This window comes from Gammaproteobacteria bacterium (assembly GCA_016716465.1).
In the GTDB taxonomy this organism is placed as follows: domain Bacteria; phylum Pseudomonadota; class Gammaproteobacteria; order SZUA-140; family SZUA-140; genus JADJWH01.
This window is the reverse complement of the sequence record JADJWH010000004.1, coordinates 97,267-116,875: the sequence shown is the minus strand read 5'-3', so window position 1 is coordinate 116,875 and position 19,609 is coordinate 97,267. Positions and strand designations below refer to the sequence as shown.

The 19,609-nt window shown below is 60.2% G+C and carries 18 protein-coding genes; 9 read left to right on the top strand and 9 right to left on the bottom strand.

Features of this window, described 5'->3' with window-relative positions; genetic code table 11:
- Positions 1 to 212 precede the first annotated feature (212 nt).
- The 5 genes from IPM20_08290 to IPM20_08270 all read left to right on the top strand — a co-directional run bounded on the left by IPM20_08290 (position 213) and on the right by IPM20_08270 (position 8,224).
- Positions 213 to 1,166 carry a hypothetical protein gene (locus IPM20_08290; protein ID MBK9131612.1) on the top strand — a complete coding sequence of 318 codons (954 nt, stop codon included), beginning with the start codon at positions 213 to 215 and terminating at the stop codon, positions 1,164 to 1,166.
- 256 nt (positions 1,167 to 1,422) lie between these two features.
- Positions 1,423 to 2,307, top strand: coding sequence for an outer membrane lipoprotein-sorting protein (locus IPM20_08285; protein MBK9131611.1), 885 nt, complete (start codon positions 1,423 to 1,425; stop codon positions 2,305 to 2,307).
- 534 nt (positions 2,308 to 2,841) lie between these two features.
- Positions 2,842 to 4,449 (top strand): hypothetical protein, encoded by a 1,608-nt coding sequence (locus IPM20_08280; GenBank protein MBK9131610.1) that lies wholly within the window; start codon positions 2,842 to 2,844, stop codon positions 4,447 to 4,449.
- 41 nt (positions 4,450 to 4,490) lie between these two features.
- On the top strand, positions 4,491 to 5,429 hold the full coding sequence (locus IPM20_08275) for a hypothetical protein (GenBank protein MBK9131609.1): 939 nt from the start codon (positions 4,491 to 4,493) through the stop codon (positions 5,427 to 5,429).
- A gap of 236 nt (positions 5,430 to 5,665) precedes the next feature.
- Positions 5,666 to 8,224, top strand: a complete 2,559-nt coding sequence (locus IPM20_08270) for a tetratricopeptide repeat protein (GenBank protein ID MBK9131608.1) — start codon at positions 5,666 to 5,668, stop codon at positions 8,222 to 8,224.
- A gap of 19 nt (positions 8,225 to 8,243) precedes the next feature.
- Here the strand turns inward: IPM20_08270 and IPM20_08265 are convergent, their stop codons facing one another.
- Positions 8,244 to 8,990: an ABC transporter permease gene (locus IPM20_08265; GenBank protein ID MBK9131607.1), complete on the bottom strand. Its 747-nt coding sequence runs from the start codon at positions 8,988 to 8,990 to the stop codon at positions 8,244 to 8,246.
- A gap of 56 nt (positions 8,991 to 9,046) precedes the next feature.
- Positions 9,047 to 10,585 carry an ATP-binding cassette domain-containing protein gene (locus IPM20_08260; GenBank protein ID MBK9131606.1) on the bottom strand — a complete coding sequence of 513 codons (1,539 nt, stop codon included), beginning with the start codon at positions 10,583 to 10,585 and terminating at the stop codon, positions 9,047 to 9,049.
- 286 nt (positions 10,586 to 10,871) lie between these two features.
- Between IPM20_08260 and tsaD the strand changes: the two genes are divergently transcribed.
- Complete coding sequence (gene tsaD, locus IPM20_08255; protein MBK9131605.1) at positions 10,872 to 11,903, top strand: tRNA (adenosine(37)-N6)-threonylcarbamoyltransferase complex transferase subunit TsaD; 1,032 nt, start codon at positions 10,872 to 10,874, stop codon at positions 11,901 to 11,903.
- 41 nt (positions 11,904 to 11,944) lie between these two features.
- Here tsaD and plsY read toward each other — a convergent pair whose 3' ends face one another.
- Positions 11,945 to 12,529: a glycerol-3-phosphate 1-O-acyltransferase PlsY gene (plsY, locus tag IPM20_08250; GenBank protein ID MBK9131604.1), complete on the bottom strand. Its 585-nt coding sequence runs from the start codon at positions 12,527 to 12,529 to the stop codon at positions 11,945 to 11,947.
- A gap of 119 nt (positions 12,530 to 12,648) precedes the next feature.
- Here plsY and folB point away from each other — a divergent pair, with 119 nt between their 5' ends.
- The gene (folB, locus tag IPM20_08245; GenBank protein ID MBK9131603.1) at positions 12,649 to 13,005 is read left to right on the top strand and encodes a dihydroneopterin aldolase; all 357 of its coding nucleotides are present in this window, start codon (positions 12,649 to 12,651) and stop codon (positions 13,003 to 13,005) included.
- Positions 13,006 to 13,008: 3 nt separating this feature from the next.
- Entirely contained in the window at positions 13,009 to 13,497 is a 489-nt protein-coding gene (gene folK / locus IPM20_08240) for a 2-amino-4-hydroxy-6-hydroxymethyldihydropteridine diphosphokinase (GenBank protein ID MBK9131602.1), read from the top strand.
- A 25-nt stretch (positions 13,498 to 13,522) separates the two neighbouring features.
- Here folK and IPM20_08235 read toward each other — a convergent pair whose 3' ends face one another.
- On the bottom strand, positions 13,523 to 14,278 hold the full coding sequence (locus IPM20_08235; GenBank protein ID MBK9131601.1) for a pteridine reductase: 756 nt from the start codon (positions 14,276 to 14,278) through the stop codon (positions 13,523 to 13,525).
- A gap of 66 nt (positions 14,279 to 14,344) precedes the next feature.
- Between IPM20_08235 and IPM20_08230 the strand changes: the two genes are divergently transcribed.
- Entirely contained in the window at positions 14,345 to 15,535 is a 1,191-nt protein-coding gene (locus tag IPM20_08230; GenBank protein MBK9131600.1) for an SAM-dependent methyltransferase, read from the top strand.
- Positions 15,536 to 15,567: 32 nt separating this feature from the next.
- Here IPM20_08230 and lipA read toward each other — a convergent pair whose 3' ends face one another.
- Genes lipA through IPM20_08205 form a run of 5 tightly spaced genes read right to left on the bottom strand, consistent with a single transcriptional unit; the run spans position 15,568 to position 19,497 of the window.
- Positions 15,568 to 16,518: a lipoyl synthase gene (gene lipA / locus IPM20_08225; GenBank protein MBK9131599.1), complete on the bottom strand. Its 951-nt coding sequence runs from the start codon at positions 16,516 to 16,518 to the stop codon at positions 15,568 to 15,570.
- Positions 16,519 to 16,552: 34 nt separating this feature from the next.
- Positions 16,553 to 17,224: a lipoyl(octanoyl) transferase LipB gene (lipB, locus tag IPM20_08220; GenBank protein MBK9131598.1), complete on the bottom strand. Its 672-nt coding sequence runs from the start codon at positions 17,222 to 17,224 to the stop codon at positions 16,553 to 16,555.
- Positions 17,221 to 17,490, bottom strand: coding sequence for a DUF493 domain-containing protein (locus IPM20_08215; protein ID MBK9131597.1), 270 nt, complete (start codon positions 17,488 to 17,490; stop codon positions 17,221 to 17,223). Before IPM20_08215 ends, lipB begins: the two co-directional genes overlap by 4 nt.
- The gene (locus IPM20_08210; protein ID MBK9131596.1) at positions 17,474 to 18,352 is read right to left on the bottom strand and encodes a D-amino acid aminotransferase; all 879 of its coding nucleotides are present in this window, start codon (positions 18,350 to 18,352) and stop codon (positions 17,474 to 17,476) included. Before IPM20_08210 ends, IPM20_08215 begins: the two co-directional genes overlap by 17 nt.
- An 11-nt stretch (positions 18,353 to 18,363) precedes the next feature.
- Entirely contained in the window at positions 18,364 to 19,497 is a 1,134-nt protein-coding gene (locus IPM20_08205; protein MBK9131595.1) for a D-alanyl-D-alanine carboxypeptidase, read from the bottom strand.
- Between the last annotated feature and the right edge of the window lie 112 nt (positions 19,498 to 19,609).

Genomic DNA, 19,609 nt, shown 5'->3' with positions numbered 1-19,609 from the left:
CGATATATGCAGTAGTGGAGTGAGCTGCCGGCGTCCACAAATGGACATGGCGATGTGTGTGTGTTAGCATCAACTCATTGGTTTTATTATGTCTATTCAGACTTGAGGGGCTTTTTGAGCGATTTGTTCAAGGCCTCTCCGGAAATGCTGGATAGAGAGCTATTGAGCGCGTACGTACGTTGACAGGCCGCGGTGCTTGGAGGAATCAGAAGATGGTTAATCGTGCAGCTATGAATGTGGTGCCGAGGCTTTATCAAGCCGGCGGTGCGGTTTTGTTCATGCTGGGAGCAGGGTCAGTGCAAGCGCTGCCAGTCTTCGACAGCTGGACGGTCGCTGGCGGTAATGTCAGCGTGAGCTGCCCCGCGGGCTTTACCTGTGAAACCTTGACCACCGGGGACGGATTCGCCCAGGTGCAATGGGTAGAAACCGCGACGGGGGACACTTTCATTCAGACGATCATCACGGATCAAGGCGCAGCTGGTAACTCGTCAACACTGCCCTACAGTGATGAAAGTTTTATCATGCTGGGCGGCTCCAACGGCATCTCTTCCCGTCAGCACTACTTCCAGGATGATACCGCGACTACCGGTACGATCTTCGAGAACACGACCGCGCTCAACACCGGCTGGGCACAGACGAATCCGACCGATCCCGATATGGACGTGACCCAGACCTTGACAGTCGATTCAACGCCCGCCGTTACGGGAGATGAATTTTCCAGCGCCTTTGAAATGCACCTCATTCACGATGCCGGCGGCACTACCACCGGCAGCAGCATATCGATTACCCAGGATTCGGGGCTCGGAAACGGTGTCGATACATCTACCGACGCCCAGAAATTCCAGCTCGTTCACCTTCAGGGGAGCTACGTCGCTACGGGGTCAAATATCACGCTGGATGCCACTACCACAGCGAGCGGCGGGACGGTTGCCTGGAGCGCGGGCGATGACATCATGATTCGATGGATCGGCCAGGAGATCGATCTTGGCGCGCAAGGAACCGCGGTTTTCGGGTTCGAGGGTATTACAAACAATACAACCTCCGACGAGGCCACAACCTTCTCTACAACCAGCGCCGGTATCGCAGTGGATGGATCTGATGCGCAAGGTTACGGTACTCCATTCGATTGGGATACCATCTTTGGGGCGACGCCGCCCCAGTTGTAAATAAAGTGCAACTGGCCATCCTCAGGCCATTGCCGAGCGTTTTGTCTATATGAGAAGAGAAGGGCGAGTCCCTTCTCTTCTTTTTTTATTTCACAACAGATCATCACGTCGTTAGGCATATTGTAAATGTTGTGTACTGACGCACCTGGCTTGTGTAACATTGTTATACGGTTTCATGTGGATGCTTGGTAGCACCACAAGAATCTGAACAGATGAAATCTTGTGCCGGTTTTGAGGGTGTGGATTACAGATCAATATGGCTAAACATAAGCTGGATGAGGGCGGAATGAGTCTTCTCAAGCATCGCTTGCATTTATGCATGCGCACGGTGATCTGTGCGGTCGTGGTTGCCTTTCTGGGTGCCTCCCTCGCAGCCGCTGAGGAAGCCGAGCCGGAATTGACGGGCAGGCAGATCTTCGAGCGCTGCGGTAACAAATATCCGGGCGACGATCAGCAGGGGAAATTCACCGTGATCCTTCAGGACAAGGAAGGCAAGGTGATGAAGAGTGAGTACCTGAGGTTCTGGAAAGATTACAGGGGAAAGGATGATGTCGCCGACAAGATGCTGCTGTTTACGACATATCCCCCGGAGGCGAAAGGTTCCGCCTTCATGCGGGTGGCTTACAGCGATCATGACAAGCCGGTGGATCAATGGATATACCTCCCTGCTCTCAAGAAGATCAGGAGGGTTTCTATCCGCGATCTCGGTGACAGTTTTCTGAACTCCAATCTTACATATGCTGACGTCAGCCGAAGGGCATTGGAAGACGATGATCACAAGTACATCGGTACGCGACAGGTGGACGACGCAGTATTTTATATCGTCGAAAGCACGCCCAAGGAAGCCAATCCGATCTATGGCAAGAGAGTCTTCTGGTTCCTGAAGACCAAGAACTGGGATGAGTGCGTCAATAGTCGGATCGACTATTACGATCACAATGGCGAGTTGATCAAAGAGCAATTCATCAAGTGGCAACGGATGGGTGACGCCTGGGTATGGGATCGGGTGCTGGTGAGGAGTCGACGCACGCTCAGCGCCTCGATCTTTCAATTGAGTGAAATCAAGATCAATGCCGGTGTCGATGACGAAATGTTCTCGGCAAGAACCTTGGAGCGTGGTCCAGCTGAGATTGTGAAATAGATGCCAATATGGAATGCCCCGGGCGGATTTCCCGTCCCCTCGGGGTTAGCGGTTTTTCCTGTATCGATGTTCCAGCGCCCATCGCCGGCGTAGTCAATACAATACGCGATTGTCGTGTACTGCTGGCCGATTGTTTGACTATGTATAACTTTTGTTATACATTTTAATGCGTCACAACGATCATGGTCAGAGGGGAAATTTTATGCAAGATTTCGCGAGGCAAATGAGAGAGTTCGGAAGAAAGCAGGCGAGTGCGATGAGGGAGCAGGCACGAAGCACTGCAATGAAGCGGAAAGAAGAATATTTGGGTGCACGCGTGCCCAAGGATCTGCGAGAAAAGGTCATCGCAAGGGCGGATAGCCTGGGAATTCCGGTTTCCATTCTCATCAGGAATATCCTGGAAGATGCCTTCAATACCCAGGTCGCGCGTGAGCGCGCTCAGGCAGGCCTCGATGGGGGGGCGTCTGTCGGATTGAACGAGAGATTTCCCAATGTCATAGGCTGGGAGAGGATTACCTTGAATAAGGATGTGGCATGTTCAAGCTGCTCGAAGATTTTGCCCGCTGGAAGCGTCGCCGCATGGGGGGTATCGGGAGCGAGAGAAGACCGCGTGATATTGTGCGAGAAATGCAGGGAGTCAACCTGATCCGGGGGGCAACTCTCGGAAAGATGGCATGGGTAGCGGTATCGCTTCTATTTTCATTGTCCGGGAAGGCTGCGGATGATGCGCAGGAAATAACGAATATCGATGAGCTGTTTCACGGGGAGCCCCCCGTTTCACTCGCCAGCCAGGCGGAATCCGCGAGCTGGCGAGACAGACTTTCAATAGGCGGTTACGTGAAAAACGAAACTGCCTACCGGTTGGATGAACCGAGATCGATAACAAAAATCCGAAATATACTCCAGGTAAACGGGGATTATGCCTTCAGCCCGAACAGCAAGCTGGGGTTCTCCGCGTGGGCGTATCACGATCTTGCCTATGACTTGTTCGATTATGAGACGATCACAGGCAGGTTTGCGCGTGACGACGACAAGCCCCTGGTGTTCGTCAATGATCTTGACCATGATAAAGATTCTCCGGTCGCGGAGCTGAGAGAGTTCTATCTCGACATCACCACGAGCAAGGTCGATGTCCGCCTGGGAAAACAGATCGTAGTATGGGGTGTGCTTGAAGGGATCAGGATCACTGACGAGATCAATCCTCTGGATTTCAGGGAGCTCATTCTGCCTGACTTGCTCGATTACAGAATTCCGCTCTGGATGGCCAAAGTGGATGTCTATAGGGGCGATGATAGTTATCAGCTCCTCTGGATACCCGACGTCAGGTTCCACAAGCCGGCACCGCCGGGCTCCGAGTGGGAGTTGCTTCAGGATGTTCCGAATACGAAAGAACCAAACTCGTTTACCCTGGGGAATTCTGAATTCGGGCTCCGCTATTCAACCAGCTTCCTCGACACGGAGATTTCCCTGAGTTATTTCTATACTTGGGACGATTTTCCTGTCGTCTATCGTTCAGCAGCCATCAACTCCGCGCTGGACCCGGTATTTTTCCCGACCTATACCCGCATAAACATTTACGGTTTTACCGGAGTCAGACAGCTGGGTTCCGGAATCGTGAAGGGTGAGCTTGCCTACATTCCGGACAAATTCTTCGGGCTGCAGAATGATACCGACCGGGACGGCGACGGCTATCTTGACAGCCAGGGCGAGTTGCAGAGAAAGCATATCCGGTGGGGGTTGGGTTATGATTTCACCAAGTTTGGCGCAGACTTCTCTCCGGCCATTTCACAATGGATCATCCTGGACCATGACAGCAAACTTATCCAGGATGAGTTCGATACCTCCCTAACACTGTTTATTCGCAAGCCCCTGCCCGAGCAGGCGGCGGTGCTTCAACTTCTCGCCATAGGCCTCGTTAATCTGCACGAACTCTATCTGAAACCCGAGGTTATTTTCTCGATAACGGATCATTTCCAGATTACCGCGGGATTCGATATTTTTACCGGATCAAAATCCAAGCTGGGTTCGACGGGCGGGGCCAATGCCATTACCAGTGCCGAGGCCCTAGAGCAGAGCGCGCAGTTCTTCGGAAATTTCAATAATAACGACCGTGTGTTCGCCGAGTTTAAATATACGTTCTGACATCGGGGCGGAAAGTAATGACACAGGATTGGGCATAATCGATGATGAACTTTCCGGCTGGTTCTGTGCTGCGTTCGCTCTGTGGATTTCTGGTGTTCGCGCTTGTCGTCGTAATGGTATGCCAGTCCCGGGCCGCGTACGCGGATTCTGACCAGAAAAATTGGAGCGTGTCTCCGATTCTGGGCGTGCACAGCCCAACCATGACGCTGCTCAACGAGGGCGAATTTCGTTCTCCCCTGCCAGGCCGAGGGCGCATTATCTTTCAGGACAGCGGTGAGAACACCGACTATGATTTTTTGATTGACAACCGTCTCCCATCCATAGAATACGGCACCGAGGCGGGCATCGAGATCAGAATGCTGCTCGACCCGAAGTATTCCCTGATCCTGGGAGCCAGTGGTTGGGAAGGCGTTTCCACATCAGCGGTTCAGACGGAAATTCCTTTCCAGGGCTCACTGACCTCCGCGGGTTACGAACGGTCCGCGAGTATATCCTATTTTCAGTACTACCTTGGCGTACAGCGCATTCTCGCGCAGAAGCCCAGGAAGTACGATATCTATGGCAGGGTCACCCTCAACGAGGTCCTCGATATTGATTACAAGGAGAACATGGTATTCGCCTTCCAGGGAAGCGGTGGAGACACGTTCAAGAGGATCATCGAGATGGAATCTCAGGCTACGGGGCTTCTTATGTTGAATTTCGGAGTCGGTGGAGAATATTTCCTGAGAAGCTGGATATCCCTGGGAGTTGATCTGGGGTATACGCTAAGCGCCGATGAGGTCAGTCTGGGTAACGCCACGCTTAAAACCGATATACAGGAAGAAGACAATCTCAATTTCAGGACGCCGGTACAGCTCGATGCAGAGAACGAGGTGACCTATCTGGTGGACGCGACATCCTTCGATGACGCGAGCTACCGGAAACTGAAGCTCGGCTTTGACGGTTGGCGGGCATTGTTCAAAGTCAATTTCTACTTTTAGCATCTCCCCATGTGGCGCGACTCCGCTCATAAACGGATATCCGTCCTGTACCTTCAGGTAAGGGACGCGGCATCTTGATAATCGACAAACAGATAATGGTTTCCCTCCGGTTTCCATCGATATCCGTGATCTTGGCGTCACTCTCTCTGTGCTTGCTTACTCCCGGTATGGTGGCGGCACAGGCTGATTCCCCGGTTTTATCGGGGACCGGGCGGTTGCTCGATGCGGGGAAGTCCATGCTGGACGCTGGAAGGGCCGACCTGGCGGTAGAGAAGTTCCAGCAGGCCATAAGGCAAGATGAGGGCAGTTCCGAAGCGCACTATTACCTTGGCCTGGCCTATGCCAGCGCCGGGGACGAGGCTCATGCGGTTGAAGCCCTGGAGCACGCCGTGGTGCTCGACCCGGCCAATGTCGCAGCACGCTATCGGCTTGCCAGCTTCTACGAAGCGCATGACCAACTGGATAAGGCGATCGAGGCATACTCGGGTGTGATTCAGTGGGCTGCCCCGAGCGGTGATGTTTTCAAATCGAGTGTGAGAAACCTGCGCTACCTCGTAGCGACTCAGCATGCCAAGCGAAACGAGCTGGATCAGGCAGTGCTTCTGTTCCAGGAACTTGCCGACGACAGTCCCGGTGACGCGCTGTTGGCGTACAGCACCGGGGTGGCATACATGCTCAAAGGGCGAATGAAAGAAGCGCGTGACATGTACGAGCGGGCCATTCGGATCGATCCCGGGTACCTCAATGCATACCTGAATCTTGCCACGGTAAATGAGGCGCAAGGAGATCTGGATGCCGCGGTCCTCAATCTGAGGCATATCGTGGAGGTGGGGGTCGGCAGCCCGGCGGCGGTGAAAGCTGGAGTCAGGCTCGATATCCTGGAAGCCAGAATGTTGACTCGGAACGGAAACCTCCAGGATGCCGTGCTGGCCTATGAGCGAGCACTCGAGGGCGAGCCTTCGAACAATGTCGCATTGAAAGCGCTCCCCGAGCTTTATCGTCGTTTGGGCGACAGCAGAGGCGAGCGCACGGCCTATGAAGCGCTCGTCGCGCAATATCCCGATGACCTGCCAGCCCGTAACAGCCTGGCAGCATTGTATCTTGCCGATGATCGCTATTCGGAAGCATATGATCAGGTCTATGCCGTGACCGAGAAGCAAGAAGAAGGCGAGCAGCGAGAGATCGCCAGGCGCCTGCTGGCAAGGATTCTCTCATCGGAGGAAGGGAAAATCACTGTCCGGGAAAAGACGACGGAGAAGTTGGCTGAGCTTGACGCGAGGCTCAAGGCGAATCCCGGAGATGCGGCAACCGTGAAAGAGCTGGCTATACTGTACGTCCGGATGGAGAAACATCAGGATGCGGCCTCGCTCCTCGAGCAGTTCCTGAATATGAGCCCGGACGATGAGTTTGCGCACTCGGCGCTCGCCGGCCTCTATGACAAGCTGGGACGGTTCTCGGATTCCGTACGTGAATATCTGTGGCTGATTTCCAGGACAAGAGATGAAGCCCTGGCGTCACGTTATGCATCGGCGATGAAGCTGGTTAACGCAAAGCGCCTCTTCATAGAAGGCGATCTGCGGGCGTCCGGGCGGGAGTTTTCCGATATCCTGGCCCAGGATCCGGCCAATTCCGTGGCCTATTTCTATCTCGGTTTGATCTATTCGCGCGAGGACGATATCACGAGCGCCGTCGATGCCTACAAAGAGGTTGTGCGGCAGATTCCAACCCATGTCAGTGCCAGACTCAATCTGGCTTACAGCTACGAGAGGCTTAACCGTGAGGAGGATGCGATAGAGGAGTACCGCAAAATCCTGCAGGCGAATCCCCCGCCGGAAGTGGAGCAGACCGTCAGGCGCAGGCTGAGGAATCTGCAACAGCGCATCAATGGCGTCACGGTCGGTGTCGGATATGCCTTCGCTTATGACAGCAACAGCAATTTGAGCGATACCGACCCGGCGGAAGAGTTGAGATCCGATCTGTCACTGAATCTTTCCTATCAGTACAAGACGGAGCGGGGATATCGCTGGCGTTTGTCGGCACAGCCATCCTATTCCAATTATCACGAAGGCCAGTACGATTACCTGAATACGAGCACGACGCTTGCCGCCAGTACGATCCGGGACGCATTGACGTTGGTGGGGGGGTATACCTATCGAACCACTGACGGGATACTGGTCGAAACCCGTCTCAGCCGGATGCATACGGTCTTTGGCGAAGTGCTGTCGCGCCTGAGGTTGCCTAACCTTCTCAGGCGGGGTGAGGCGGTATCCAGCGGACTTTCGTTTAACCTGTCATACAGCGACTTCGACTCCTCCAGCAGCCCGTTTTTCAGTTCATATACCACGGCGGGCGGAGTCTCCATCAGCCAGCCGGCAGCGAGCACCAACACTCTCAGGTTGGGTTACACCTATGTCATCAATGAAAACAAGGAACTTGTCGGCAGCGATTATGCCTATACAAGTCACGGCCTGTCCGGTGGGCTGGAGCATTTCATGCCGTGGGGGAGCATAAACCTGACGCTGGGATATTCCGTCTTCAATTACACCAATCTGGACTCATTTTCCCAGTTCACGAGCCGGCGCAGGAACGTCAGAAACAATCTTGCCCTGGGGCTGACCTACCGGTACAAGCCGGACATCAGCCTGTTCGCCTCGTTTGCCTGGACGGATAACCGCTCGAATCTTCCGGTGGGATTTATTCTGAACAGCGAGGACATTATCGAGGGTCAGCAGAGCTCCTCCTTGAGCGACTATCGCCGGTCGCTGCTGACGACGGGAATCAATCTCAGGTTTTGAGGATGGAGTGCGGACGGCTCTAGTCGCGCAAGGCATTGAAAGCGGTTACCGCCCAGGCAAGAGTGGCGCCCGCGAAGACCAGCATGACGACGAATCCCTTGATGAACAGGCCTAGATCGGGCGCGCTGGAGATCACGGCCCGGACCGCCTCGACGGCGTAGGTGATCGGATTGAGGACCGAGACGTATTGTATCCAGTCCGGCATGAACTGTTCCGGCACCAGGGCCGAGGAGAAGAACATCAGCGGCAATGTCATCATGTTGCCGATCATGACGAGAGGCTCCTCGCGCTGCAGTGTGATGGCGAAACCGTTCGAAAGCGCGGCGAAGCCCACCCCGAGCAGGAACACTACGAGCATGCCGAGCACGAGGTAGATGGGGTTGAAATTGATCGATGAACCCATTGCCCATGCCACGACCAGGATGACGATGGCCTGGGCGATCACCTGCACCGCGGAATGCAGCACCCGGCTCAACACGATGGCGACGCGCGAAACGGGAGAGACCAGCATCTTGTCTACCGTACCCGCGGAGATTTCTCTCAGCAGACTCACCCCTGACCAGGAGGATCCGAACAGCACCGTCATGATCAGGATGCCAGGCACCATGAAGTCCATGTAGTGCTCTGACTGGACGAAGCGACCGAACAGCTGTCCGAAGATGATGAGCCAGATCATCGGCTGGATCAGCGTGAACAAGGACCACATGGGCATCCGCAGGGTGATGATCATGTACTTGTTAAACAGATGCCAAGTGTCCGCCATCATGAATTGATGCTCCGGTTCAAAGTTAGAAAAACAGGATGCCCGCGTTGCGGTTGCGGTCAGCCGCGCTCTTTCTTGGCGGGGTCTTGCGACCAGTCGCCCTTGGGCTTGCCTTGTTCATCGACCCAGTCATTGCCCTTCCAGTCGGAGGCATGGCCCCAGTCGCCGACCTGTTTCCCGCTCTTGTCGACCCACTCGTTACCCTGCCATTGGCCGGTGGGTTTTCCGTCGGCCGCTGCAGGCGAGGATGCCGCGGGCTTGGCCGGGGTGGGCTGCTCCGGCGGTGCTTCCCAACCGCCCTTGGGCTTGCCGTCCTTGTCGACCCAGGCATTGCCCTGCCAGTCGGGGGAATTTCCCCAGTCGCCTTTCTGCTTTCCCGCCGGGTCTACCCATTCGTTGCCCTGCCAGGAATCCGCGGTATTCGTATCCGCGGGGGCTTCGTCGGTGGCCGCCGTAGTTTGCTCGGCCGCGTTCCAATCCCCCTTGGGCTTGCCATCCTTGTCGACCCAGTCATTACCCTGCCAGTCGGGGTTTTCGGCATCGGGGTCGTAGCCCCACTTCTTGGCCATCTTCTTCCAGTTGCCGCCGCCGCCGCCCTTGCCGGCCCATTGAGTCCACCATTGTTCGGGCTCTTCCTCGCCCGTTTCCACCATGCTGGTGCCGGTGTATTTCAGGAAGACGTCGTCCAGCGTGGGGCGCGCGAGCGAGAGGGTCTTCACGTGCAGGCCGTGGCTGGCCGCCTGCTCCATGATCTGGGGTACGGAACCCGCCCCATCCTCGACATAGAGATGCAGGTTGTTGCCGTCCCACACCGCATCACGCGCCAGGCGCGCCTCTTTCAGGCTCGCGGCATAGCCACGCTCCGCCGCGCCGACGGTATCGAACGACACCACGACGGAATCCCCATGAATGCCCGTCTTCAATTCGTCCGGCGTGCCGACGATGCGGATCTTTCCCGCGTTGATGATCGAGACCCGATGCGAGAGCTTGTCGGCCTCTTCCAGATAATGGGTCGTGAGCAGGATGGTCAGGCCGAAATTCTTGTTGAGTTCCTCGATGTGTTTCCAGAGGATCTTGCGGCTCCTGATATCGAGTCCCAGTGTGGGTTCGTCGAGATACAGGATCCTGGGACGGTGAATCAGCGCGGTCGCGATGTCGAGCTTTCGCGTCATGCCGCCCGAATAGGCGGTCACCGGCTTGTCAATGCTGTCCTTGAGCTCGAAATATTCCGCGAGTTCGTCGATGCGCGACCTGATGTCCGCCTTCTTCATACGGTAGAGCTGGCCCTGCAGGGTCATGTTCTCCCGTCCGGTCAGGAAGTAATCGACACCTGTTTTCTGCGCCACTACCCCGATGGTCTGGCGGACCTTCCCCGGGTCTATGTCCACGTCGATGCCGCCGACCAAGGCCTGACCGGAATCGAAACCGCTCAGCGTCGACAGCACGCGTATCGTGGTGGATTTGCCCGCCCCGTTAGGTCCGAGCAGGGCCATGATCTCACCCTCCTTGACGCTGAGGTCGAGCCCGTCCACGGCGCGCAGGTTGGGCGGATAGATCTTGGTGAGTTGTTTGACGAAGATCGCGTATTTATCGGACATGGGAATTGTCGTCGTCTGTCCTCGGAAGGAAGGCGCGGATCATTGCCGGCCGCGGGATGCGGTCAGTGGCGGTGGGATCCTCGGCGCCGGGTCTGCCCCGTGATGCGGGGTCTCAAGGTCATAATATTTGCCGTTTTATTCATCCGGCCGGGCGTTCCGGTTTGCTACAATCCGGACAGCTGGCCGGGAGCGGCCATTGTAACGTATTTGCGGGTTTTTTGCCCGTAAAATTTACCGTCCGGCCATCGCTTCCCGGCGCAGGACGGGCAATCAGGGGGCGCGGGGAATGCGGGTCATCGGCATAGAAACTTCCTGCGATGAGAGCGGCGTCGCTATCTACGACGCGCGCGAGGGTCTGCTCGCGCAGCGAATCTACAGCCAATGCAGCATGCACGCGGAATATGCCGGCGTGGTGCCCGAACTCGCCTCCCGGGACCACGTGCGCCGGCTCCTGCCCCTGATCACTGAAGTGATGCGGGATGCCGGGACGGGATGGGGGCAGGTCAATGGCATCGCCTATACCGCGGGCCCCGGGCTGGTCGGCGCGCTGCTGGTCGGGGCCTCGCTCGGGCGCAGTCTGGCCTGGTCCAGGGGGCTGCCCGCGATACCCGTGCATCATCTTGAAGGGCATCTGCTGGCGCCCTTGCTGGAACGACCTGCGCCCGCCTGTCCGTTCGTCGCTCTGCTGGTTTCGGGCGGGCACACCCTGCTGGTCAGGGTGGAGCAGACCGGGTGCTACGAAATCATAGGGGAGACCCTGGATGACGCCGTCGGAGAGGCCTTCGACAAGACGGCGACCTTGCTGGGCCTGCCATACCCCGGAGGGCCGGCGCTTGAGCAGCTGGCGCGGGCCGGAGACCCGTCGCGCTTCAGCTTTCCCCGCCCGATGGTGGATCGGCCCGGTCTGGCATTCAGCTTCAGCGGTCTGAAGACCTTCGCCGCCAACACGCTCGTGGAACATCGGCATGATGTTGACCAGGGCCGCCTGCGCGCGGATGTGGCGCGCGCGTTTCAGGATGCGGTGGTCGATACGCTCGCGATCAAATGCCGGCGCGCCCTGCGCGACACCGGTCTGGGCAGCCTGGTCGTCGCCGGTGGCGTGGGCGCCAACCGGGCGCTTCGGCTGAGGTTGACCGAGCTGGCGCGCGGTGAGGGTGGCGAGGCGTTCTTCCCGCGCGCGGAATTCTGTACCGACAACGGCGCCATGATCGCTTTCGTCGGATGCCTGCGTCTGCAGGCCGGGGAATGGACGCGGGGCGGATTCGACGTGAGGGCGCGCTGGCCGCTCGATACGCTGCCCGCCATCGTCCCTCGATAAAGCGCCTGCGGTGCGTGTACCCGCCGAGCGATCGCGGCGGTTTATCTTTTTCCGACCTTCGGCTCGACGCCGCCCATCAGATTGCGGATGTTGCTGCGGTGACGCCACAACAGTGCCAGGCTCATGACCAGCACGACCGCGGCATATTCGGGTGCGGTCAGCCAGACGACTACCGGCGCGGCGAGCGCGGCGCATATCGCCGCGAGTGACGAGTATTTGAATATCAGCGCGACCAGAATCCATATGCCCAGGATGGCGAGCCCGGAGATCCAGGACAGACCAAGGATGACGCCGAGCGCGGTCGCCACCCCCTTGCCGCCGCGGAAACCGAAGAAGACCGGAAAGATATGGCCGATGAAGGCGAGAAGTCCGACGACACCCACGGTCACTGGCGGCAATGACAACAGGAGGGCGACCAGCACCGGGATCAGGCCCTTGACCAGATCGCCGATCAGCACTACCACAGCCAGACCCTTGCCGCCGAAGCGCAGCACGTTCGTTGCGCCCGGATTTCCCGAGCCCTGCGTACGCGGGTCAGGCAGGCCGCTGAGCTTGCAGGCGATCACCGCCGTCGACAGGGATCCCAGCAGATAGGCGAACAGGGCGGCGCAGATATCGATGATCATGAACGTGTGTTAGCATCCTTCAGTCGTGGCGCTTACTATAATCGAGAATACCTCCGGCAAGATACCGGCCTGCAGATGCGTGGCGCCGGGCTGTTGATTCACCGCGCGGACGAATGGCAATGGATACCATCTATCTGACTGATCTCAAGATCGACACCGTGATCGGCATCTTCGAATGGGAGCGGCGCGTCAAGCAGACCGTCAGCCTGGATCTCGAGATGTCCACCGATGTGGCCAAGGCGGCCAGGACGGACTCGATCGCCGATGCGCTGGATTACAAGGCGGTCGCCAAGGCCGTGATCGAATTCGTGGAGAACAGCAGCTTCCAGCTCGTCGAGACACTCGCCGAACATGTGGCGGACCTGATCATCCGGCAGTTCGGCGTGGCGCACGTGCGACTCAGGGTGAACAAGCGCGGTGCGATCCGCGATGCGCGTGACGTCGGCGTGCTGATCGAGCGGGGCAGTAACGCCTGATCGATGAGCCGGATCTATGTCAGCATCGGCAGCAATATTGACCGGGACGCCCATATCCGCGCCGGGGTCGCCGCCTTGCGCGAACGTTTTCGTGATCTCCGCCTGTCGAGGGTTTATGAAACCAAGGCGGTGGGGTTTGACGGGGACGATTTCTACAATCTCGTAGTCAGCTTCGACAGCGAGCGTGACGTACGGCAGGTCGCATCCGCTTTGCGCGAGATAGAGCTTGCGGCGGGGCGCGATCGCCGCGCGGAGCGATTTGCCGCCCGTACCCTCGATCTCGACCTGCTGCTCTATGATGATCTTGTGATCGACGAGGACGGGATCCGGCTGCCGCGCGAGGAGATCCTCGAATACGCCTTCGTACTCGGGCCTCTGGCCGAGATCGCTCCGGATGTTCGCCATCCGGTACTCGGAACGACCTTCGGCGCCTTATGGAAGGAGTTTCACCGAGCCGAAGGAGCGCTCGTCCCGGTATCGTTTCGGTGGTAACCGGACGCCTCCGGGATCGGCTCTCTCAGGTATGGAGCAGGCGTCCGCCGTCGACGGCGATGGTCTGCCCCGTGATGTAGGTACCGTCGCGCACCAGAAACAGCACCGCGCGGGCGATGTCCTCCGGGGTTCCCTGGCGCTTGAGCGCGGTGCGCGCGACGATCTCCCGTCGGCCGTCCTCATCGAGTTCGCGCTCCGGCCACAGGATGGCGCCGGGGGCGACGGCGTTCACGCGTACCCGCGGGCCGAGTTCGCGCGCGAGTGACCGGGTCAGCATGGCCAGCCCCGCCTTGGCGATGCTGTAGACGCAATGCCCCTTCAGAGGACGTTCAGCGTGGATGTCGGTGATGTTGACGATGCAGCCGTCGGTCTCGGCGAGCGCCGGGGCGGCCGCCTGGGACAGGAACAGGGGGCCCTTGAGATTACTGTCGAGCAGCGCGTCCCATTGCGCCGTCGTGATCGAACCCACCGGCGTGGGGAAGAAATCCGAGGCGTTGTTCACCAGGGCATCGAGCCGGCCCCAGGCGGAGACGGTCTGATCGATCATGGCGGGAAGCTCCTCCACCCGCTGCAGATCGCCCTGGATCAGCACGGCGGAGTGCGGGCGGACATGATTGAGCTCGCGCGCGAGCGCATCCGCTTCCGCTCCGGATGAGCGGTAATGCAGGACCACGCGCATCCCCTGCTCGTGCAGCGCGCGCGCAATGACGGCGCCGATGCGGCGGGCCGCGCCGGTGATGAGCACGACCTTCCCTTCGCTGTCCGACGTCTGGCGGATCATAATGACCTTATACTAGCACGGCAGTTATACTGGCACGACGATCCCGAGCGCCGTTCCCGCGAAGCAATGCCGGATATCCCGAACGAACTTCCCGTGCCTGATGCCGTTTCCCGCGCCCATGGTGAACGCGTCGCCGCGCTGATACGCCGCGAGATCGACGCGGCCGGCGGCCGCATCCCGTTCGCGCGCTACATGGATCTCGCCCTCTATGCCCCGGGCCTGGGTTATTACAGCGCCGGCAGCGTCAAGCTGGGCGAAGGAGGGGATTTCGTGACCGCGCCGGAGATCTCGCCGCTGTTCGCCTACTGTCTCGCGCGCCAATGTCGTCCGGTGCTGGCGGATATGCCTGATGGCGAAATCCTCGAATTCGGCGCGGGTTCCGGCGCGCTTGCCGGCGATCTTCTGTGCGAACTCGAGAGACTCGACGCGCTGCCGGTCCGCTACGCCATCGTCGAGCTCAGCGCGGATCTGCGCGCGCGCCAGAGGGAACGGCTGCGGGAGCGTGTCCCGCACTTGCTGGATCGCATCGTCTGGCTGGAAAACCTGCCGGAAACGCCGATTCGCGGGGTGGTGATCGCGAACGAAGTGCTCGATGCGATGCCGCTGCACCGCCTGGTGAAGCAGGGCGGGTGGCGCGAGCTGTATGTGCGGTCGACGCAGGACGGCCGCTTCGCGTACGAGCCCGGGCCGCTGAGCGAGCCGCGCCTGGAGGAGCGGCTCGTGGCGATACTCGCCGAACTGGGCGAAGAGAACTTTCCGGACGGCCATGTACTGGAGATCAGTCTGGCCGCGGAGCGTTGGACCGCCGCCGTAGGCGCGGCGCTGGCGCGCGGCGTGATCCTGCTCGCGGACTACGGCAGCCCGCGTCGCGAGTACTATCACCCGGAGCGGCGCGCGGGCACGCTGCGCTGCTTTTACCGGCATCGCGCGCACGCCGACGCGCTCATCCTTCCCGGCCTGCAGGACATTACCGCGGACGTGGAATTCACCGCCCTGGCCGAGGCGGCCTCGGGGGCCGGCCTAGAGGTCGCCGGGTTCACCACCCAGGCCTATTTCCTGCTCGGCGGCGGACTCATGGAATGGGAGCAGCGGCTCGCACAGGCTCCGGTGCTGGAACGCGCGAAGCTGGCGCAGCAGATACGGCGTCTGACCCTGCCCGGAGAGATGGGCGAACGATTCAAGATCCTTGCCCTGTCGCGCGGGTTCGAGGCCGCGTTGCCTGGCCTGGCCTTCAGGGACGAACGCGGAAGACTGTAGGCGCGCCGATGAAGCGTGGGGCGGCGCGAGGCTCAGGTGATCGTTTCGCCGGCGGCCTGGCGGTCGGCGTGATAGGACGAGCGCACCATCGGTCCGCTTGCCACGCTGGTGAAACCGAGCGCGCGCGCACGTTCCGCCAGGTGGTCGAATTCCTCGGGCGGGACGAAGCGCGCCACGGGCAGATGGAACTTGCTCGGCTGCAGATACTGGCCCAGCGTGAGCATGTCGCAGTCGTGCGCGCGCAGGTCGCGCATCACGGCCTCGATCTCCTCAAGGGTCTCGCCCAGCCCCAGCATCAGGCCCGACTTGGTCGGGATGCCGGGATGAAGCTGCTTGAAACGCCGCAGCAGCTGCAGCGACCACACGTAATCCGCTCCCGGACGCGCCTGCAGATACAGCCGCGGGACGGTCTCCAGATTGTGGTTGAACACGTCGGGCGGTGACGGTACGAGTCGTGCAAGGGCAGGCTCCATTCGTCCGCGGAAATCCGGCACCAGGATCTCGATACGGGTGGCCGGGCTGTACCGCCGCACCGCGTCGATGCAGGCGGCGAAGTGGGTCGCGCCGCCGTCGCGCAGGTCGTCGCGGTCGACCGAGGTGATCACGACGTACTTCAGCCCCATGGCGCGGATGGTCACGGCCAGGTTTTCCGGTTCGGCCGGATCAAGCGGGTCGGGTTTGCCGTGGGCCACGTCGCAGAAGGGGCAGCGGCGCGTGCAGATCGCGCCCATGATCATGAAGGTCGCGGTGCCGTGGCTGAAGCATTCCCCCAGGTTGGGACAGGAGGCTTCCTCGCACACGGTATGCAGATGGTGGTCGCGCAGGATCGCCTTGAGCTCCGTCACGCGGCTGCCGGACGGGGCCTGTGCCCGGATCCATTTCGGCTTGCGCGGGGGGGTGACCGTGGGTTCGATCTTGACGGGGATGCGCGCTACCTTGGAGGCGCCGCGCAGCTTCTTGCGTTCGTGGGCGAAATCGGTCATGACAGGAACCCGTTCGTCGGTGCCGGGTGGCGGTTCAACCCGCCTCGGCGACGGGATCGGATGCCGGAATTTTATCGTAATTCAGTTGCCGTGTCAGAACGGCCAGGAAGTCCGCGCCGATCGCAGGGATGTCCGCCGCCTTGCGGTCGCCGAACGCGGCCAGTTGTGTGATCCGGAGTCCGGGGTAGCCGCAGGGATTGATGCGGGTGAAGGGCGCCAGATCCATGTCCACGTTCAGGCTCACGCCGTGGTAACTGCAGCCGCGCCGCACACGCAGACCGAGCGCCGCGATCTTCGCGTCGGCGACGTAGACCCCCGGGGCGCCCGCCCGGCGGCCGGCGGGAATGCCGTAAGCGGCCAGCAATTCGATGAGGCACCCCTCGAGCAGATGAACGAAATCCTTGACCCCGAGGCCGAGGCGGCGCAGATCGATCAGTGTATAGACGACCAACTGGCCGGGGCCATGGTAGGTGACCTGTCCACCCCGATCGGTGCGTACGACCGGGATCGATCCGGGGGAAAGGACATGCTCGGGCAGCGCCGCGCGACCGAGGGTATACACGGGGGGGTGCTCCAGCAGCCAGATCTCATCCCCGGTGGCGGCGGTGCGGGATTCGGTAAATGCCTGCATGGCCGCCATGACGGGCGCGTAGTCCCGCAACCCCAGGTGCCTGACCGTCAGGCGCTGCGCCGGTCGCGTGTTCACAGCACCATGACGATGTCATCGTGCGCGCTCAGGGCGCGGTAGATGTCGTCGATCTGGGCGCGGCTGGTCGCGCGGATCGTGACGGTGACCGACTGGTAGCTGCCGTTCCGGCTGGTCCGGCTGCGGATGGCGCCCTCGCCGAGGTCCGGCGCGTGGGCGCGTACCAGGGTGAAGACGATGGCGTCGATGTCGCGCCCCGCCTTTCCGATCGCCTTGATGGGAAAGTCGCAGGGAAATTCCAGCAGGCTGTCAGCGGGTTGATCCATGCAGGGTGTCGCCATGCTGTTGATAGGCGCGCTTGTAGTCCTGGTACCAGTCGATCATGCGTCGCCACAACGGTCCCGGTGTCCCGCCGCCGACCGCCTTGCCGTCGAGGCGGGTCACCGGAAGGATCTCCTTGGTCGAGCTCGACAACCAGATCTCGTCCGCTACTGTCAGGTCATCCTGGGTGATCACCGCCTCGCGCTGTGTGATCCCGTGATGTGCCGCGAGTTCCAGGATCAGATCGCGGGTGATGCCGGGGAGCAGCCGGGGACCCTTGGGCGGAGTGAGCAGGGTATCGTCGCGGACGATGAACAGATTGCTGGCGGCGCCCTCGGTCGCCTCGCCGTCGCGGATCAGGATGGCCTCCGCGGCGCCATTGTCCAGCGCCTGCTGCCGGAGCAGGATGTTCGGCAGCAGGGCGATGGTCTTGAGATGGCAATACTGCCAGCGGATGTCGGGCAGCGTGATGGCGGCGATTCCCGTTTGCCGGATCTCGGCCGGAACGGGCGCGAGCGGGGAACTCATGGCGAAGACGGTGGGCACGCAGTCGCGCGGAAAGGCGTGGTCGCGCTTCGCGACCCCGCGTGTGATCTGCAGATAGACGGACTGGTCCCCGCCGTGATTATGCTCCACCAGCTCACGCAGGATGCGCGTCCATTCCGCGTGCGTGTGCGGTGAGGCCAGGCGGATCCCCGCCAGGCTGCCATCGAGCCGGATCAGATGCTCCTCCAGACGGAACAGGCGTCCGCCGTAGACCGGGATTACCTCGTAGACGCCGTCGCCGAAGACGAAACCGCGGTCCAGCGGGGAGATCGTCGCCTGCTCGAGCGGGAGAAACTTGCCGTTCAGAAAGACCGTGCCCATGCGCCCGCCCGCTATTCGAAGAACAGACGGATCTCGTCGGTGATGCGCTGGGCGAAACTCCCCTCGGGGATTTCGCTCAGCGCGACCAGCGGCCGTTCCGCGATATTTTTACCGTCCAGGGTCACCTGGACGGTGCCGAGCTGCTGTCCCTTGTGCACCGGCGCGGTGATGGTGGGCGTGATGTTCATGGCCGCATTCAGCTTCTGGTATTGATTGCGCGGGATGGTGACGTACAGGTCCTGGTTCAGGCCGAGCGGCAGTTCCTCCGTCACGCCTTTCCACACCCGGGTCGTGGTCAGCGCGGACGCGGCGCCGTACAGGCGGTGGGTTTCGAAGAAACGGAAACCGTAATTGAGCAGCTTCTGCGTCTCCTCGACCCGGGCATCGTCGCTCTTGGTGCGCAGGACCACGGAAATCAGTCGCATGTCGTCGCGCAGCGCCGAAGTGACCAGGCAGTAGCCGGCGGAGTCAGTGTGTCCCGTCTTGACCCCGTCCACCGAGGCATCGCGCCACAGCATCCGGTTGCGGTTGTGCTGGGTGATGTTGTTATAGGTGAATTCCCGCATTGAATACAGCTTGTAGTCCTCAGGGAACGAGGCGATCAGCGCGCGGGTGAGCAGCGCGAGGTCGTAGGCGGTGGTGTAATGCTCGGGATCCGGCATGCCGGAGCTGTTTACGAAGTGACTGTCCTTCATCTGCAGCGAACCGGCGACATCGTTCATCAGACCGGCGAAGGCGTCCTCGCTTCCCGCCACCTGCTCCGCAAGGGCCACGGTGGCGTCATTACCCGACTGCACGATCATTCCCTTGAGCAGCTCTTCGACCGTCACCTGCGAATTGACATCGACGAACATGCGCGAACCCTGGGTGCGCCAGGCATTTTCACTGATGGTGACCGGCTGGTCGCGCCGGAGGGTTCCGTTGTGCATCTCGTTGAATACGATATATGCGGTCATCAGCTTGGTCAGGCTCGCCGGCTCCATCCGCGTGCGGGCGTTGCTTTCGGCGAGGATGTCACCGCTGTTGAAGTCGATCAGCACGTAGCTGCCGGCGTTGATCGTCGGGGGCGCCGGAATCGATGGGGCCGGAATCGCGGGCGCAGCCGCGTGGCTCCCGGCGGAGCACAGCAGGAGAAGCGTGGCCAGCGTCGCGCCGAGGCGACCTGATGACTTTCCGTGTGGATGCGCACGGGCGATGAGGCGGGGCGGGGTCAGATCATGTGTCGTCACTCGAGGATTCTCCCTGTTCGGTTGTGGC

What these genes read in the sequence shown, in the direction of transcription:
- IPM20_08290 (MBK9131612.1), top strand. Translation starts at nt 213, where the DNA reads ATGGTTAATCGTGCAGCTATGAATGTGGTGCCGAGGCTTTATCAAGCC.
- IPM20_08285 (MBK9131611.1), top strand. Translation starts at nt 1,423, where the DNA reads ATGGCTAAACATAAGCTGGATGAGGGCGGAATGAGTCTTCTCAAGCAT.
- IPM20_08280 (MBK9131610.1), top strand. Translation starts at nt 2,842, where the DNA reads ATGTTCAAGCTGCTCGAAGATTTTGCCCGCTGGAAGCGTCGCCGCATG.
- IPM20_08275 (MBK9131609.1), top strand. Translation starts at nt 4,491, where the DNA reads ATGATGAACTTTCCGGCTGGTTCTGTGCTGCGTTCGCTCTGTGGATTT.
- IPM20_08270 (MBK9131608.1), top strand. Translation starts at nt 5,666, where the DNA reads ATGCTGGACGCTGGAAGGGCCGACCTGGCGGTAGAGAAGTTCCAGCAG.
- IPM20_08265 (MBK9131607.1), bottom strand. Translation starts at nt 8,990, where the DNA reads ATGATGGCGGACACTTGGCATCTGTTTAACAAGTACATGATCATCACC.
- IPM20_08260 (MBK9131606.1), bottom strand. Translation starts at nt 10,585, where the DNA reads ATGTCCGATAAATACGCGATCTTCGTCAAACAACTCACCAAGATCTAT.
- tsaD (MBK9131605.1), top strand. Translation starts at nt 10,872, where the DNA reads ATGCGGGTCATCGGCATAGAAACTTCCTGCGATGAGAGCGGCGTCGCT.
- plsY (MBK9131604.1), bottom strand. Translation starts at nt 12,529, where the DNA reads ATGATCATCGATATCTGCGCCGCCCTGTTCGCCTATCTGCTGGGATCC.
- folB (MBK9131603.1), top strand. Translation starts at nt 12,649, where the DNA reads ATGGATACCATCTATCTGACTGATCTCAAGATCGACACCGTGATCGGC.
- folK (MBK9131602.1), top strand. Translation starts at nt 13,009, where the DNA reads ATGAGCCGGATCTATGTCAGCATCGGCAGCAATATTGACCGGGACGCC.
- IPM20_08235 (MBK9131601.1), bottom strand. Translation starts at nt 14,278, where the DNA reads ATGATCCGCCAGACGTCGGACAGCGAAGGGAAGGTCGTGCTCATCACC.
- IPM20_08230 (MBK9131600.1), top strand. Translation starts at nt 14,345, where the DNA reads ATGCCGGATATCCCGAACGAACTTCCCGTGCCTGATGCCGTTTCCCGC.
- lipA (MBK9131599.1), bottom strand. Translation starts at nt 16,518, where the DNA reads ATGACCGATTTCGCCCACGAACGCAAGAAGCTGCGCGGCGCCTCCAAG.
- IPM20_08215 (MBK9131597.1), bottom strand. Translation starts at nt 17,490, where the DNA reads ATGGATCAACCCGCTGACAGCCTGCTGGAATTTCCCTGCGACTTTCCC.
- IPM20_08210 (MBK9131596.1), bottom strand. Translation starts at nt 18,352, where the DNA reads ATGGGCACGGTCTTTCTGAACGGCAAGTTTCTCCCGCTCGAGCAGGCG.